Annotated in this window: 15 protein-coding genes; 3 read left to right on the top strand and 12 right to left on the bottom strand. The window is 67.6% G+C overall.

The window, feature by feature from the left end; genetic code table 11:
• Positions 1-63 precede the first annotated feature (63 nt).
• The 10 genes from O0J73_RS16580 to mqo form a co-directional block, all read right to left on the bottom strand.
• Positions 64-1,431 (bottom strand): SLC13 family permease, encoded by a 1,368-nt coding sequence (locus O0J73_RS16580; RefSeq protein ID WP_006424027.1) that lies wholly within the window; start codon positions 1,429-1,431, stop codon positions 64-66.
• Between the two features lie 104 nt (positions 1,432-1,535).
• Positions 1,536-2,456, bottom strand: a complete 921-nt coding sequence (gene mdcH / locus O0J73_RS16575; protein WP_308309168.1) for a malonate decarboxylase subunit epsilon — start codon at positions 2,454-2,456, stop codon at positions 1,536-1,538.
• Positions 2,453-3,310: a triphosphoribosyl-dephospho-CoA synthase MdcB gene (gene mdcB / locus O0J73_RS16570; protein WP_006424030.1), complete on the bottom strand. Its 858-nt coding sequence runs from the start codon at positions 3,308-3,310 to the stop codon at positions 2,453-2,455. The genes mdcH and mdcB overlap by 4 nt, the downstream gene beginning before the upstream one ends.
• Positions 3,307-3,948, bottom strand: coding sequence for a malonate decarboxylase holo-[acyl-carrier-protein] synthase (gene mdcG, locus O0J73_RS16565; protein ID WP_197563464.1), 642 nt, complete (start codon positions 3,946-3,948; stop codon positions 3,307-3,309). Before mdcG ends, mdcB begins: the two co-directional genes overlap by 4 nt.
• On the bottom strand, positions 3,941-4,645 hold the full coding sequence (gene mdcE / locus O0J73_RS16560; RefSeq protein ID WP_197563494.1) for a biotin-independent malonate decarboxylase subunit gamma: 705 nt from the start codon (positions 4,643-4,645) through the stop codon (positions 3,941-3,943). Before mdcE ends, mdcG begins: the two co-directional genes overlap by 8 nt.
• Positions 4,646-4,647: 2 nt before the next feature.
• A complete protein-coding gene (locus tag O0J73_RS16555) occupies positions 4,648-5,556 on the bottom strand; it encodes a biotin-independent malonate decarboxylase subunit beta (protein WP_308309167.1) in 909 nt (302 codons plus the stop codon).
• Positions 5,553-5,873: a malonate decarboxylase acyl carrier protein gene (mdcC, locus tag O0J73_RS16550; RefSeq protein WP_049458935.1), complete on the bottom strand. Its 321-nt coding sequence runs from the start codon at positions 5,871-5,873 to the stop codon at positions 5,553-5,555. The genes O0J73_RS16555 and mdcC overlap by 4 nt, the downstream gene beginning before the upstream one ends.
• 10 nt (positions 5,874-5,883) lie before the next feature.
• On the bottom strand, positions 5,884-7,527 hold the full coding sequence (gene mdcA / locus O0J73_RS16545; protein ID WP_308309166.1) for a malonate decarboxylase subunit alpha: 1,644 nt from the start codon (positions 7,525-7,527) through the stop codon (positions 5,884-5,886).
• Between the two features lie 197 nt (positions 7,528-7,724).
• Positions 7,725-9,914, bottom strand: a complete 2,190-nt coding sequence (locus O0J73_RS16540; protein WP_197564682.1) for a TonB-dependent siderophore receptor — start codon at positions 9,912-9,914, stop codon at positions 7,725-7,727.
• 264 nt (positions 9,915-10,178) lie between these two features.
• Positions 10,179-11,873 carry a malate dehydrogenase (quinone) gene (mqo, locus tag O0J73_RS16535; RefSeq protein WP_308309165.1) on the bottom strand — a complete coding sequence of 565 codons (1,695 nt, stop codon included), beginning with the start codon at positions 11,871-11,873 and terminating at the stop codon, positions 10,179-10,181.
• Between the two features lie 221 nt (positions 11,874-12,094).
• Here mqo and O0J73_RS16530 point away from each other — a divergent pair, with 221 nt between their 5' ends.
• The gene (locus O0J73_RS16530) at positions 12,095-13,213 is read left to right on the top strand and encodes a PAAR domain-containing protein (RefSeq protein WP_308309164.1); all 1,119 of its coding nucleotides are present in this window, start codon (positions 12,095-12,097) and stop codon (positions 13,211-13,213) included.
• Positions 13,198-13,686 carry a hypothetical protein gene (locus tag O0J73_RS16525; RefSeq protein ID WP_006424058.1) on the top strand — a complete coding sequence of 163 codons (489 nt, stop codon included), beginning with the start codon at positions 13,198-13,200 and terminating at the stop codon, positions 13,684-13,686. The genes O0J73_RS16530 and O0J73_RS16525 overlap by 16 nt, the downstream gene beginning before the upstream one ends.
• Before the next feature lie 62 nt (positions 13,687-13,748).
• Here the strand turns inward: O0J73_RS16525 and O0J73_RS16520 are convergent, their stop codons facing one another.
• Together O0J73_RS16520 and O0J73_RS16515 are read right to left on the bottom strand one after the other, a co-directional pair.
• Positions 13,749-14,195 (bottom strand): GNAT family N-acetyltransferase, encoded by a 447-nt coding sequence (locus O0J73_RS16520; protein WP_006424059.1) that lies wholly within the window; start codon positions 14,193-14,195, stop codon positions 13,749-13,751.
• 91 nt (positions 14,196-14,286) lie between these two features.
• Positions 14,287-15,192, bottom strand: coding sequence for a LysR family transcriptional regulator ArgP (locus tag O0J73_RS16515; RefSeq protein WP_006424060.1), 906 nt, complete (start codon positions 15,190-15,192; stop codon positions 14,287-14,289).
• A 138-nt stretch (positions 15,193-15,330) separates the two neighbouring features.
• Here O0J73_RS16515 and O0J73_RS16510 point away from each other — a divergent pair, with 138 nt between their 5' ends.
• On the top strand, positions 15,331-15,966 hold the full coding sequence (locus tag O0J73_RS16510) for a LysE family transporter (protein ID WP_308309163.1): 636 nt from the start codon (positions 15,331-15,333) through the stop codon (positions 15,964-15,966).
• The last annotated feature ends 58 nt before the right edge of the window (positions 15,967-16,024 follow it).

Genomic DNA, 16,024 nt, shown 5'->3' with positions numbered 1-16,024 from the left:
ACCCATGATTGCGGGATGGCTTCATGAGATTGCCGGCCAGCGGCCGGCACTACCGTTGGGTGGTTACATCCAGCCCGGCACCACGAACACCAGCCAGGCCAGCAGCGGCCCCAGTGCCACCACCAGGCCGCTGTAGACCAGGAAGCGGCGGAACAGGGTCTCGCGTTCTTCCTTGGCGGCCGACGCCACCACCAGTGCGCCGTTGGTCGAGAACGGACTGACATCGACGATGGTGGATGACACCGCCAGCGCACAGATCACGCCGGCCGCGCTGAGGTGGCCCTGCATCAGGAACGGCACCGCCAGCGGAATGGTGGCGCCCAGCACGGCGGCCGACGAGGCAAATGCGGAGACGATGCCACCGACGTAGCAGACCAGCAGTGCTCCGAGCAGCGGGATGCCGATATCGGATACACCATTGCCGATGAAGTCCACTGCACCCGCATGTTCCAGTACGCCGATATAGGTCACCACGCCACAGATCAGCAGCACGGTGGACCAGCTGATGCCATCGACCGCCCCTTTCTGGCTCTGCGGCGACAGCAGCGCCAACGCCACCGCCACGGTGATCGAGACCAGGCCGACGTTGAGGTTGTAGATCAGCGCGGCCACGCCCAGGCCCAGCAGGCCGATCAGGGTGAACAGCCGCTCGCGGGTCAGGTTCACCGCATCCAGTGCCACCGGATCATTGGACAGGGTGCCACCGCCGGCGGCAACCAGCGCGCCATGGCCTTCGATCGCAAACTGGCGCGACGATGCCTGCGGGCCGCCGGCCATCGCCAGCTCGGCATTGCCGACCGTTCCCGCTGCGGTGATCGAGCCGCGTCGCAGCAGGGCGATGCCACCGAAGGCGAAGAAGCAGATCGTCGCCATCATCAGGTTGAAGCCCAGGCTGGTCAGGAACACCGCCATCTCGGTTACTTCCAGCCCGGCCTTCTGCACCACGCCATTGGTGATGCTGCCGTACACGCTGATCGGCGAGAAGCCGCCCGCCTGCGCACCATGGATGACCAGCAGGCCCATCATCAGCGGATTGATGTTGTACTGCTTGGCAAAGCGCAGGGCGACCGGGCCGATGATGGCGACCGCGGCCGGGCCCAGCGCACCAAATGCGGTGAGCACCGCGGTGATCACGAACATCACCCACGGAATGGCCACGATATGGCCGCGCACCGCTTTCACTGCCCAGTGCACCAGCAGGTCGATGGTGCCGTTCTTCTGCGCGATGGCGAACAGATAGGTGATGCCGACCAGGGTCAGGAACAGATCGCCTGGAAAGCCGGCCAGGACTTCCTTGCCTCCCATGTCGACCCACAGCCCGCCGATGATGAAGGCTAGTGCGAAAGCGACGGCGCCCATGTTGATCGGCATTGCCGTGGCGACGATGAACATGATCACCAGGCCGATGATCGTTGCGATTTGTGGACTCATGCGCCCTCCCAGACACGTGACTCGCGTACAGCGCGGATGGAGACCCGCCATCCCGGGGTAAGGCGACGTACGGCGTGTTGCGTGATACGTACTGCTCGAACCCGTTACTGCAGCCGCTCCAGCGCACTGCGGACCCACGCCGCGGCGCCTTCAAGGCTTTGGAACTCTTCCACCGCGCGTACCTGGCAGCACGGATAGGACGGCGCGACCATGCGCGCCAGCGCGTTGCCCGGGCCCAGCTGCAGGAACACCCGTGCGCCGCGCTCGAAGGCCTGGCGCATCACCTGCGCCCACTCGATGGTCTGTGCCAGCTGCGCCGACAGCGTGTGCACCACGGCGGCGCCATCACGCACCGGGCGGGCATCGACGCCGGCCAGCAGGGGCAGCCGCGTCGCATGCACCTGCGCGGCCCGCAGCGCTGCGGCAAACGGTGCCTGCGCACCGGCCAACAGCGGCGTGTGTGCGGGCACGTGGACCGGCAGCGGACGGATCTCCGCGCCATGTGCCTGCGCGTCTGCGGCCAGCGCGTGCAGCGACCGCTGTGCACCGCCCACGATGAAGTGGTCATGGCCATTGGCGATGGCGATGAAGGCGCCATGCGTGTCGCACAACCGCTGCGTGGCATCGCGGTCCAGCCCCAGCACTGCCTGCAGCCCAGCATCGCGAGGGCTGGCGGCGTCCATCAGGCGCGCGCGCTGCGCGGACAGTGCCAGGCAGGTGGTGGTGTCGAAGCTGCCGGCGATGGCGTGCGCGGCGAGCTCGCCGATGCTGTAGCCGGCGATCACCGTCGGCGTCGGCAACACCTCGCGCAGGCCCTGCCAGTGCGCCAGGCTGGCTGCGCACAGCAGGGGCTGCGCCTGCATATTGTCGAAACGGTCGTCGGCCGCCGCAGCAGCGAACACATCGCGGCCCAGCAGTTCGCCCGTGGCATCGAGCAGCGGTCGCGCGGCGGCCAGGCCGCGCACGCGATCGAACATCGCCGGATGCTGTGCGCCTTGTCCGGGACAGAGCAGCGCCAGGCTCATGCGGCCTCCTGCTGCAACAGGAACACGCTGCAGGCGAGCAGGTCGGCGCTGCCGCCGGGACTCAGGCGGCGCACGACGAAGGCATCGGCGATCTGTTGCAGGCGCGGCCGCCAATCGTGCGCGAAGGCCCCGCCGTCGGCCAGGAAACGGTGGGCCTGCTGCCGTGCCCAGCGCAGGCCTTCAGCGCCTCCGCGATGCAGCAGGTTGAGGTCTTCGGTGTGTGCGACCAGCTGCATCAGCGTGTGGCACATCGCGGCTTCGCGTGCCAGGCCATTGGCCAGCGCGTGGCGCAGGGTGGGCAACGCCACCTCGCGCAGCAGCGGATAGCCTGCGGCGGCGTGTTCGCGCACACCGGGCACGCTGTGCCGGGCGCGCGCACGTTGGCCTGGGCTGCCTGCATCCAGCGGGGCATGTGCGAAGTGCCCCGCCCAGCGACGTACCTCCAGGCAGACCCGCTCACCGCTGGTGGCATGGCCCAGGCGGGAACGGCAGGCAGCGGCGGCCGCGACCAGCAGGCCGAGGCTGAAGATCGCGCCACGATGGGTATTGATGCCGGCGGTCGCGCGCAGCATCGCCGCTTCGGCGGCGATGCCACACCGGCGCAGGGCATCGAAGTCCGCCCCGGCTGCACCGAGGTGGGCCACGGCAGCGAAATAGTGGCGCAGCGCGAACAGGCTGCGCAGGAATGTGCCGGCGTCCATGTCGTGATGGCTGCCGGTGTCGAATGGCGTGACCAGCCCGGGCTTGGGCGCCAGCGCCAGCTCCGCGTGCAGGCTGGTGACGGCCAGGCGCCCCAGGCGCGCGCTGTCCGCGGCAGCTGCCGCTCGGATATTCGGCTGCGCGACGGCGCTCATGCGGTCACCCCGGCGGGGGCGAACACGGACTCGCGCAGTTCCAGGGCGGCGCCGTCGTGGCGCTTGACCAGCACTTCGCGGCTGCGTCCCGCGTACTCCCGCCAGTTCACGGCGGCATCGCCGGACAGGCACAGTTCGCCATCGACCCGGCGGCCGTGTTGGGTTTCCCAGGCCAGCAGCCGTGCAACCAGGGCATCGGCCTGTGCGATGGTGTCGATCCGCCACAGCAGATCGATGTCCGAACGCGCGTGCACATAGTGCAGGCCGGTCAGGTGCTGCCACGCGAAGGCACCGAATACATGCGCGGCAGCGATGCCGTGCAGTGCCTGCAGGGGGCGTTGCCAGTCCCGCGCAACGCTGCCTTCCAGCACCGTATGAAGTGATGGTGGCGGTGCGGTGCGCAGTACATCGCGTGCCGGCACGCGCAGGGCGAGGCGCAGTTTGCCCTCGGCCGGCGGCAGCGGCACGCCCAGGCGCAGCCGGCGATCGGCATCGTCGGCGGCACGTCGCGCGACGATGGCCGGCAGGCCCTGCGCGAGCCAGTCGGCCAAGCGCGCCTCATGCGCGGCGATGTCCGCCTGCCAGGCTGCGTGTGCCGACAGCCAGACCAGCGTATGCCGGGGCAAGCGCTCAGGCATCGCCCTGGCTCACCGCAGTGGCCACCGCTGCGGCCAGGCGACGCCCGCCACGTTCGGCCCCCCGCACGGCGCGGCGGTCGCCATCGGTGGGCGTGCGCAGCGCCTGCAGCAGGTGTGCGGCCAGGTCGCCGCGCCAGATCGAATCCACCGCGCCCATCGCCACGTAGTTCTCCACGCCCGGCGCGAATACCGGCGAGCTCTGGCTGAGTGCCTGCAGTTTCTCCAGCGGCTGCTTGGTCACCCGCGCCATCGCGCGCAGGTCCATCACCCGCACCTGCGCATCGGGCAGGGCATGGATGTGGTCGGCCATCAGCCCGAAGGACAGGAACCCACCGCTCACCGATTCACCGTAGACCAGGGTGACCAGGCGGGCGCCACGGCGGCGGGCCAGATCCAGCGTCTGCGCCAGGTGCGCGAAACAGCCGTTGATGCCGAGCAGTTCGTCGCGGCGCGCCAGGCGCTGGCCGGCGGTGTCGACCAGCATCACGATCGGTCGGTGGGGATGCGCGGCGGTGCTGGCCAGCACGGTTCCGGCCAGTGCCAGTGCGTGGTCCACGCCCACCTCGAGCTTGTCGGCGGTGCCGATCACGGTCACGTCGCCGTCGTCGGTGCTGGCGGTTCCGGTCAGCACCGAGTCCTCCACGGCAACGGCGTGGCCACGCGGAAACAGGGCATCGAGCAGCGCGTGCAGGGGCAGGCTCATGGCAGGCTCCGATCGGCGGTGGCGACGAGGAAGTCGTCGGTGTCCAGCAGCGGCAGCCGCTCGGGTTCGGTGATGCCCAGCAGCGACCAGATCTCAAGACCATCGCGGCATCCGCCCCAGGCCTGCACGCATGCCTTCAATGCGGCATGGCGTGCCTGCAGGGCGTTCAGTGCGGCATCGGCATCGGTGCTGGCGGTGTCCGCCAGCAACGCATCGAATGCCGCCTGCGCGAACGCCCCGATGGCATCGGGCACCAGCGCCTGGGCCTGGTCGATCAGGTAGCGGTGCTTGCCGCCAGTCACCCGCCAGACCAGCGCGCGGTCGCGGGAATCGAACTCTTCCACGCCGCGAACGGTTTCGATCACCTCCGGCCCGGACAGCGACAGCCGGCCTTCCTCGGACATGATCACCGTGCTGCAGCAACGGGCAACGATGCCCATGCCACCGAACGCGCCGTTGCCACTGCCGATCAGCGCGACCACCGGGACGCCCGCAGCGCGTGCATCCAGGGTGGCGCGCATGATCTCGGAGATGGCAATCAGGCCGGCATTGGCTTCGTGCAGGCGTACGCCGCCGGTATCAAGCAGCAGCAACACCCCATCGGGACGGGTCGCTGCTGCGCGGCGCAGCAGGCCGGTCAGCTTGGCGCCGTGCACTTCGCCCACGCCGCCCCCCATGAATTCCCCCTGCTGCGCGGCCAGCAGCACGCGCTTGCCGCGAAGCATGGCTTCGCCGACGACGATGCCATCGTCGAATGCGGCTGGCTGGTCGAGCTGTGCCAGATGGGGGCTCATCATCCGTCGCGCCGGGCCCAGGAACTCGCGGAACGAACCCGCATCGACCAGCCCGGCAATGCGTTCGCGCGCATCGGCTTCGTAGTAGCTGTGGCGCTGGACGTGGCTCATGGCGTGCCTCCGGCCAGCAGGGTTTCCACCGCCTGGTCCAGGCGCAGGCTGACCACCGCCGGGGTGGCGCCGGCGTCGTTGATCGAGATGCGCACATCGCGCAGCGGATGGCGCTGTGCGAAATCGCCGATCACCGCCTCCCATACGCGGCCGAAGCCCTGCGCGGCGGTGACGATGCGCACCGTCATCGCGCCCTCCAGTGCTGCCGGCTCCAGCAGGATTTCCAGGTTGCCCGAGGCCAACACGCCGACCAGCACCGCATCGCGCGGGAACTGCACCGGGGTGCGTCCTTCGAATCGATAGTCGAGGGTTTCCATGCTCAGCCCCTTACCAGTTGCGGAAGCGCTTGGGCGGGTCGTACAGACCGCCGGACCAGCGCACCAGATCCTTCACCGAACGTGCCGCCAGCAGGTCGCGGCTGGCATCACGCACGGAGATGCCCAGGTCTTCCGGGCGGCGGATGACGCCACGGTCGCGCAGGTTCTCGACCATCGCGCGATCGCGGCCCAGGCCGACCGCCGTATAGCCGGACACGCCGCGGATCGCCTGTTCGCGTTCTTCCGGCGTGCGGCACAGCAGCAGGTTGGCGATGCCTTCCTCGGTCAGCACGTGGCTGACATCGTCGCCGTAGATCATCACCGGCGGCAGCGGCATGCCGGCGCGCTCGGCCAGGTCCCAGGCATCCAGGCGATCGACGAAGGCCGGTGCCATGTGTTCGCGGAAGGTTTCCACCATCTGCACCACCAGCTTGCGCCCGCGTGGCATTTCGCCGGGACGGGCGGCCTGCTGGCCGGCCTTGATCCAGGCGTCGCTGGCGTGGCGGCGGCCGCGCGCATCCGACCCCATGTTCGGTGCACCGCCGAAGCCGGCGATGCGGTCGCGCGTGGCCGTGGAGCTGTTGCCCTGCAGGTCGATCTGCAGGGTCGAGCCGATGAACATGTCGCAGGCATACAGGCCGGCGGTCTGCGAGAACGCGCGGTTGGAGCGCATGGAGCCATCGGCGCCGGTGAAGAACACATCGCTTCGTGCGGCGATGTACTTCTCCATGCCCAGTTCGGAGCCGAACGAATGCACCGATTTTACGAAGCCCGATTCGATCGCCGGAATCAACGCCGGGTGCGGATTGAGGGCCCAGTGCTGGCAGATCTTTCCCTTCAGCCCGAGCGATTCGGCGTAGGTCGGCAGCAGCAGCTCGATGGCGGCCGTGTCGAAGCCGATGCCATGGTTGAGCCGGTTGACGCCGTACTCGGCGTAGATGCCCTTGATCGCCATCATCGCCATCAGCACCTGGATCTCGGAAATCTGTGCCGGGTCGCGGGTGAACAGCGGTTCGATGTGATTCGGGCGCGGCGCCTGCACCACGAAGTTGACCCAGTCGGCAGGGATGTCGACGCGGGGGAGGGTGTCGACGATTTCGTTGACCTGGGCGATCACGATGCCGCCACCGAAGGCGGTGGCCTCGACGATCACCGGCGTGTCTTCGGTGTTCGGGCCGGTGTAGAGATTGCCGTTCCGGTCGGCGGCCTGCGCAGCGACCAGCGCCACCCGCGGAGTGAGGTCGATGAAGTAGCGGCCGAACAGTTCCAGGTAGGTGTGGATGGCGCCGATCTGGATGCGCCCCTCGGCCACCAGGTTGGCCAGCCGCACCGACTGTGGGCCGGAGAAGGAGAAGTCCAGCCTGGAGGCGATGCCGCGTTCGAACACATCCAGGTGCGAAGGCAGTGACAGCACCGACTGCACCATGTGCAGGTCGTGAATCCGTGCCGGGTCGAGGCCGGCAAGTGCCTGGGCGAGGAAGTCGGCCTGCTTCTGGTTGTTGCCCTCCAGGCAGACCTTGTCGCCCGGCTCCAGCAGCGCGTGCAGCAGTTCGCCGATATCGGCGGCCGCGACCTCATGGCCGCGGGCCCAGCGCGAAGCGCGCTCCAGGCGTGCCCGGCGGCTGCGTTGCAACGTATCCCAGCTCGGGTTCATCGACCGGCTTCCGATTGGCGTTGAGATAATTACGACATAATTATGGAGGGGTGTGCAACCCGCAGTGCAGCAAAAAGAAGGGCCCGCGCGCAGGCGGGCCCATTCAGTTTGAGATGGAGGATGACCCGCATCGATCGGGGGTAGTGGGGGGCGGGGGGGCGGCCGGGGGGGGGCCCCCCACTACCGTTTCCGGTTGCCTAGAACTTCCAGCGCAGGCTGGCCGCCACGAAGCGCGGTTCGCCGAAGTTGTTGTAGTCCAGGTTGGCCCAGTAGGTCTTGTCCAGCGCGTTGCGCACGCTCAGCGTCGCGGTCCAGTTGTCGCTGATGCGGTAGTTGGCATTGAACTGCACCAGCGAGTACGCCGGCTGGTTCACCGTCACCGTGCCCCCCAGCGGGTAGGCGATGTTGTAGCCCTGTACCCGGCTCTGCCACTGCAGGCCGCCGCCGATGCTCAGCCGCTCCAGTGCGCCACGCAGCTGCACCTGGGTGTTGAGTTGCAGCAGGTTCTCGGGCGGGTTGGCGTACAGCAGGTCGGTGGCGGCACGGGTCACCTTGACGTGGGTGTAGCCGGCGTTGACCGTCCAGCCCGGCAGGATTTCGCCGTTGACGTCCATTTCCCAGCCGCGCGCCTTGGTGCCATTGATGCCGATGTAGGCCGAGCTGCCATCGCTCAGCGTGCCTTCCGGAACGCTCATGTCACGCACCGCGTAGTTGTCCTGCTTGGCCTCGAACACCGCGGCATTGGCGGTCAGGCGGCCATCGAACCACTGCGTCTTGATGCCCGCTTCCAGGTTCGAGCCCTGCACCGGCGCCAGCAGGTTCTCGTTGCGGTCCTTGTAGTTCTGCGGGTTGAAGATCTCGGTGTAGCTGGCATACGCCGAGACGTTCGGGGTGATCTCGTAGACCAGGCCCACGTACGGGGTGACCTCATCGCTCACCTTGTAGGCGCCGCTGGTACCGGTGTAGGCGCCGGCCGCGTTGTACGAGCGGCTGAGGGTCTGCCAGCGGCTCAGGCGCGCACCGGCAATCAGCGACAGCGGATCGGCCAGGCGCAGGCGGGCGGCCAGGTAGACGCCGCTCTGCGTGGTCTTGGCCACGCGGCGCGCGCCGGTGCGGCTGTAGGTCACTTCGGAAATGTCGCCGTCCCAGTTGAACACGTTGGGGATGTAGTAGCAGCGCTCACGGCCGCAGGTCGCCCAGTCGCCCGGGAAATTCAGCGCCACGGTATTGGTGGTGCCTTCCAGGTCGGACCATTGTGCACCCACGGTCAGGTCATGGTCGCGGCCGAACAGCGGGAAGGTGCCGGTCAGGTAGGCATCGACGTTGCGGCGCGTATCCTTTGAATCGCCTGCGGCGGCGCGCAGGTAGATGCCCGTGCCGGAATTCGGGTCCGGGTAGCCGGTGCCGTACAGGCGCACGTTCTGCACGTTGCCACGGGTGTAGGCGGTGTTGATCTTCAGCAGCCAGTCCTCGCCGAAGCGCTGTTCCAGGTTGGCAAAGGCGGTATTGCTCTCGCGCTTCCAGTAGCTCCACTTCGGCGACAGGTTGGTCGAGCGCGCGAGATGGGCGAAGTTGCCCTGGTTGTCGAAGAACGCGACGGTGCCCCAGGTCGAGCCGGTCGGGTTGTTGTCCTGGCTCTGGTAACCCAGGGTGAGGGTGGTGCTGTCGGTGACATCGCCTTCCAGCACCGCCATGCCCGCCATCTTGGTTTCGTCATAGCGGTCGTAGTACAGCCCGCGATCGGTGTAGGCGGCGACTACCCGGCTGCGGAAGCGGCCATCATCGGTGAGCGGCGCGGTCACGTCGGCCTGCATGCGGCGGTAGTCCCAGCTGCCGGCACTGACCGAGAACGATGCGTCGAACTCCTTGCCCGGACGCTTGCGCAGCAGGTTGACCGTGGCCGACGGCACGCCCGCACCGCTGAGCAGCCCGTTGGCGCCGCGGATCACTTCAATGCGGTCGTAGAAGGCGGTGTCGTATTCCTGATTGGTGGAACCGCTGTAGGTGGGAATGCCGTCGACCTGGAAATCGGTGATGGCAAAGCCGCGCGCGTAGTAGAGCGGGCGCTGGGTGTCATAGAAGGACACGCTGACGCCGGGCACGGTACGCATCACGTCGTTGATGCTGAACAGCGATTCGTCCTGCAGGCGCTGCAGGCTGATCGCGGTGGCCGACTGCGGGGTTTCCTGCAGGGTGATCGGCAGGCGGGTCGAGCTGGACGGCGGTGCGGATTGTTCGGCGCGGACGCTGACCCGGTCCAGGGTCTTGGCATCGGAGGCATCGGCAACGGTCGCGGCGAGCAGGGGAGAGGCCAGCAGGGTGAGGGATGGCAGCAGGGCAGCCGGCAGCAGCGCGCGGCGCGGAAGGGGGATACGGATCTGGGACATGGTGGGCTCGAAACGTGGAGGCGGGGAAGGGCGGCAACAGTCGTCCAGCACCCGGGGCGGCGGCTTCGGGCACGTCAGGTCCATCTGGGAGCGGCGCGGTCACTGCGCAGTGCGCAAATGTAAATAATTCTTAACAACATTACAATTCGCATCGCTGCGCAGGGTCATTCGGGCGCGTGGCAGCGGGCAGGTCCCCTCCGCGCAAACGCGAACGGCCACCCGAAGGTGGCCGTCCGTCCATGTACTACAGGGGATGCTGCGGGCTTACAGCGCCTGCAGTTCCTCGTTGGCGTTGCGCTTTTCCTTGGCCGGTGCCGGTGCCGGAACCGCTGCCGGTGCCGGCGCTGCGGCATTGGCATCGACCGGCACCTCCAGGTACGGCAGGTGCAGGGCCTGGCTGGTCAGCGTGCGGATCTCGTTGGTCAGCGCGGCGCTGTCGTTGAGCTTGCGCCCGTACGACGGCACGATCTCGCGCAGGCGCGCTTCCCAACCGGCCTTCATCTGCTCCGGGAAGGCCTTGGCCATCAGGTCCAGCATGATCGGCGGCGAGGTCGAGGCACCCGGCGAGGCGCCGAGCAGGGCGGCAAGAGTGTGGTCCTTGTCGGTCACGATCTCGGTACCGAACTGCAGCACCGGGCCCTTCAGCGGGTCACGCTTGATGATCTGCACGCGCTGGCCGGCGGTGACCAGCTTCCAGTCGCCCGGCTTGGCGTTGGGGAAGTACTTGACCAGCTCGGCCTGGCGGTCGGCATCGTTCAGGCGTGCCTGGCCCATCAGGTACTGCACCAGGTCCAGGTTGTCCTTGCCCACTTCCAGCATCGGGCCGACGTTGTTGTGGGTGACCGAGGAGTACAGGTCCCACCACGAGCCGTGCTTGAGGAACTTGGTGCTGTACAGCGCGAACGGCCCGAACAGCACCACCGGCTTGCCGTCCAGCTTGCGCGCATCCAGGTGCGGCACCGACATCGGCGGCGAACCGGTTTCGGCCATGCCGTAGGCCTTCACGCCATGGCGCGAGGTCACGTCCTGGCCCTGGAAAGCGAGGAACTGGCCGCCGACCGGGAAGCCGGCGTAGTCCTTCGACTCTGGGATGCCCGACATCTGCAGCAGCTTCAGCGCGGCGCCGCCGGCACCGATGAACACGAAGCGGGCGTGGGTGGTGGCCTCGGTGCCGGCCTTGAGGTCCTTCACCGTCACGTTCCAGCTCTTGTCGGCGTTCTGCCGCAGCGCGCTCACTTCGTGGTTCAGGTGCAGGCTGAAGTTCGGGCTGCGCTGCAGGCCGGTGGTCAGCTGGCGGGTGATCACGCCGAAGTTGACGTCAGTGCCGAGCGGCATCCAGGTCGCGGCCACCTTCTGCTTCGGATCACGGCCTTCCATCAGCAGCGGTGCCCACTGCTGGATCTGCCTGGGATCTTCGGAGTACTGCATGCCGTAGAACAGCGGGTTCTTCACCAGGGCCTGCTGGCGCTTGTGCAGGTAGGCGATGTTGTCATCGCCCCAGACGAAGCTCATGTGCGGGGTCGGGTTGATGAAGTCGCTGGGCTGGCTCAGCCGGCCTTCCTTGACCTGGTGCGACCAGAACTGGCGCGAGACCTCGAACGATTCAGCGATGCCGACCGCGCGCTTGGTCTCGATGCTGCCATCGGGCAGTTCCGGGGTGTAGTTCAGTTCGGCGAACGCCGAATGGCCGGTACCGGCGTTGTTCCAGCCATCGGAGCTTTCACCGGCGACGCCGTCGAGGCGTTCGTAGACCTGGATGTTCCAGTCCGGCTGCAGTTCCTGCAGGTAGGTGGCCAGGGTGATGCTCATGATGCCGGCGCCGACCAGCACAACGTCGACGGGCTTGTCGTTGCTGGCGGCGGGCACCGAACGCTGGGTCAGCGGCCAGTACAGGAACAGCGCGGCGGCCAGCAACAGCAGCACGAGCAGGGCGAGCAGGGCCTTGCCAAATTTCTTCATGGGGGCGGGATCGTTGGCGGAGGGGAGGAGTTCAGGATGCGCATGGGGCAGGGAAAGGGCGTGAAGAAACAACGCCTTGCGGCATCCTGGAGACGATTCTAACCGGAACCGGTCCGGTTTTTGTGCAATGCATCATCCTGTTGGCGTGCGCGCTGCGGTACGATTGCTGGCTGATTCGCAACGACTACTGGCCATGGAGTGGCCGCGCAACGATGTCACGGATGCTGATCGTGGTAGGTGACGCCCTGCAGACGGGCGGTTCGGTACTGACAGGTTCCCCGCACACCGATATCGAAGGCCGCGCCGTGGCACGCGTCGGCGATCGGGTGATGTGCGCCCGGCACGGGCCCGGCTCGATCGTGACCGGTGACAGCACCCTGGTCATTGACGGCCAGCCGGTCGCCCGCGACGGCGACAAGGCCAGCTGCGGCTGCGCGCTGATAGCGGGCAAGCAGCAGCGGGCGCATGTCGCCGCCGGTGGTGGGGGTGGTGGTGGGCAGGCCACGCTGGGTGCGCTGGCCAAGGTGGCGGGCATCGTGGCACCGCTGCTGAAGACGATGCCGTTGCAGACGCCGCCGTTCGCACCGCCCGGCACGCCCGCGCCGGAAGAGCCGGCGCCGCCGCAGTGCTGGGTGGACGATCACGATACCCGGATCGATCGCGATGTGGATGGACGCTATTACGAGGCGTACGACGTCAACGGTGACAAGCACGATTACGCCTTCCCGGTCAGCTACCGCATCGAAATCCCGCTGCATGCGCAGGGCGAGGTGGTGGTGTCGATCAAGGTGCAGCCGATGCCACAGGCCGGGGTCACCGCGGCCGAAGTGACTGCGGCGCGGGCACGCATGGAGCAGGGAATCGATCAGTTCTGGAATGGCCGCTTCACCCTGGACATACACGACCCGCAGTGCGGTACCCGCAGTTTCCCGCTCCGCTACGAAGTGCGCTGGGTGCAGGGCGGCAGCGACTACAAACTGATCATCCACCGCAGCTACGACCGCGAGCAGGTCGAGTTTCCGGATATCGACGTCTCGGTATCAACAACGCCGTGGACCTTCGCCCACGAGTTCGCCCATACGCTGGGCGTGCCGGATGAGTATTCCTACAATGACCCGGACGAGGAAACCGTGCGCTACCTCCAGCCCGACGGTACCCTCGATCCGGAGGTGCTGGTTGCCGTTCCCGATTCGCGCGCGCTGTCCGACCCGGCAGCCACCATCATGAATTCGGTCGACTGCGCCGTGACCCTGCCGCGACATGCCTGGAACATCGCGCGCGAGATACGCGAGCTGCTGAGCCGCCAGATCGGCCGGGAGATAACATGCACCGTCAAGTGATTTCACTGATCGCCACTTTTGCCGCCGCCACCGCGCTGCCGGCCCACAGCAAGGAGCTGCCTCCCGTGATCGAACTTCATGCGCGCTGCGTGGACGATGCCCAGTGCCGTTTCCGTGGGCAGACGCTCAATGTCGAGCTGGAGCTGCGCAACAGCGGCAGTGAGCCGGTGTCATTGCCGCTGGAGTACATCCGCAGTCGTGGCCCGTCGGTGAAGGTGAAGGACAACCACTCCGGGAAGACGACCGCCCTGCGCAGTGGCATGGCCGCCGCTGCACTGCGGGATCAGATGCAGGAGCTGCGTGCGGGCCAGTCCCTGCGCATTGGTTTTCCGATCAAGCCGCAGGAACTGACCCGGTTCGCGTTGCGCCCAATGGATGTGACCCTGCAGCTTTCGGTGAACCTGACGCCCGGTGCAGGCAGTACCGAAGCGCAGGTGGTGCAGGCGCAGCTGCGCGTGCTCGACGCAGACTGATTGCCGCGCCCAGCGATGCGGCGCCGGGTCAATGCGGCCCGATCATCCGGCCATGCCCTGCTTCAGCGCAGTTCCAGGATCTCGTCACCGGCCTCATCGAGCTCACCGGTGGGGCGCCAGCCCAGGCGGCGGTAGAAGCCATGCGAGCGTGAGCGCGGATCGGCCGTGCAGGCCAGGAACAAGCGTTGGTGGCCGGCATCGCGGGTCAGGCTGACCACCTCCTGCAGCAGCTGGCGGCCGATGCCACGGCCCTCGTAGTCCGGCAGCAGCGCCAGCACCAGCACCTCGCCGCTGGCGCGGTCGGCGAAGCAGTAGCCCACCATGCGCTTGCCTTCCCAGGCGATGCGACCGATCGATTCGCCGTGGGCGATGCCGGCCGCCCAGCTTTCCGCGGTGATGCCCAGCTCCGCCAGTTGCGCGGCACTGAAGGCGTTCTCGCGGGTACGCCCGCGCAGGTCGATGCAGACGGCGGCATCGTCGGGGCGGGCATCGCGCACGGAGAGGGGCATGCGGGGCATCCTTGCAATGAACGGCCCGCCAGTATCCGCATCGCGCATGGACCCGGTGTGGAGGACGCGTGGAGATTGCATGGAGCGCCGCTCAGCGCTTGCGCCGGATCAGCGCCGAGGACGCGTCCAGCACCGCGCGGGTCAGCAGCGCCATGGTCTGCACGTCACCCTTCCAGTGCTGCCAGTACAGCGGCACGTCTTCCCACGCGCGCTGCCGCACGTAGACCAGGCGGCCGGCGTCCAGGTGCCGCTTGACCAGCGGCAGCGGGTTCATGGTCCAGCCCATGCCGCCCAGGTTGGCCTGCACGAAGGCGCGGGTGGAGGGAATCCACCAGGTCGGCGCGGTGCTCGGCAGGTCGTCGCCGGCCATGCGCCGGGCAAAGCGCGACTGCATCTCATCCTTGCGGTTGAACACCAGCACCGGCGCCTGCGCCAGTGCCTGCGCGGTCACGCCCTTGGCGAAGTGGCGCTCGCGGAACTCCGGGGTGCAGGTCGCGGCGTAGCGGATGCTGCCCAGCGCGTGGATCTGGCAGCCCTGCACCGGCTCGTCCAGGGTGGTCACCGCGCCCAGCACGGTGCCCTGGCGCAGCAGTTCCACGGTGTGGTCCTGGTCCTCCACGCGCAGGTCCAGGGTGGTGCCGGTGCTCTGCGCGAACTGCGAGGCGGCCTGCGGGAACCAGGTCTCCAGGCTGTCGTGGTTCACCGCCACCGGAATGCTGGCCTGGGGCAGGTCCTCGTCGGCCAGGCCCATCCGGTGCAGCGCGTCGTGTTCGAGCAGGGCGGTCTGCTCGGCCAGCTGCACCAGCACCTGGCCCTCGGCGGTGGCGGTGGCCGGAGTGCCGCGCTTGACCAGCAGGCGACCGACCCGGTCCTCCAGCGCCTTGACCCGCTGCGAGATGGCCGAAGGGGTGACATTCAGCGACTGTGCGGCGCGGTCGAAGCTGCCTTCGCGGATCACCGCGGCCAGGGCGCGAAGCTGGGCATGGTCGATACGCATCGAATTAAGTTCCGCTAATGTTGGTTTAGGAAGTTTAGCTCGTCTTTTTCATGTTGCGGCGCGACAATGGCGCCCGTTCCGGTGCTGTCCGCCTTCGCGAGGCACCGTCCCCCCAAGCAATACAAGGCAGTCCATCCCATGTTCTCGGTCATCTCCGCCAGCACCGGCCTCGGTGCCTGGTTCTCTGGTGCAGCTACCGGCATCGGCCTGTTCGCCGTGGTCGGGGCCCAGAGCGCCTTCATTCTGCGCCAGGGCATCCTGCGCAAGCACATCGTGCCGGTGGTCGCCACCTGCGCGGCCATCGATGCCATCTTCATCTTCGCCAGCGTGGCCGGCCTGCGCACGCTTACCTCGGCGCTGCCGTGGCTGACCACCGCCGTGCTGTGGACCGGCGTGGCATTCCTGGCCTGGTATGCGATGAAGTCGGCGCGCCGTGCGATTGCCGGTGGCGGCGGCATGGGCGAGGCTGACAGCGATGACGGCAGCCGCCGTGCCGTACTGATGGCCGCGGTCGGTTTCTCGCTGATCAACCCGCATTTCTGGCTGGACATGATGGTGATCGGCTCGATTGCCGAGAACTTCGGCAATGCCCGCATGGCGTTCGCCGCCGGCGTGGTCACCGCCAGCTGCATGTGGTTGACCGCACAGGGCCTGGGCGCGCGCCTGCTTGCGCCGCTGTTCACCAAGCCCAGTACCTGGCGCGTGCTGGATGGCACCATCGCCGTGATCCTCAGCATCCTGGCCCTCACGTTGGCGGTGCGCGGGGTCCATTGACCCGGCGCACGCCCCCCGAACCCACGTCCTGACTCTCTCTCCAAGGTAGTGGTAAAGA

Source organism: Stenotrophomonas sp. Sm6012 (assembly GCF_030985895.1).
Taxonomy (GTDB): Bacteria; Pseudomonadota; Gammaproteobacteria; order Xanthomonadales; family Xanthomonadaceae; genus Stenotrophomonas; species Stenotrophomonas forensis.
Note: the sequence above shows the minus strand (reverse complement) of the source record. Positions and strands in the feature narration are given on the sequence as shown.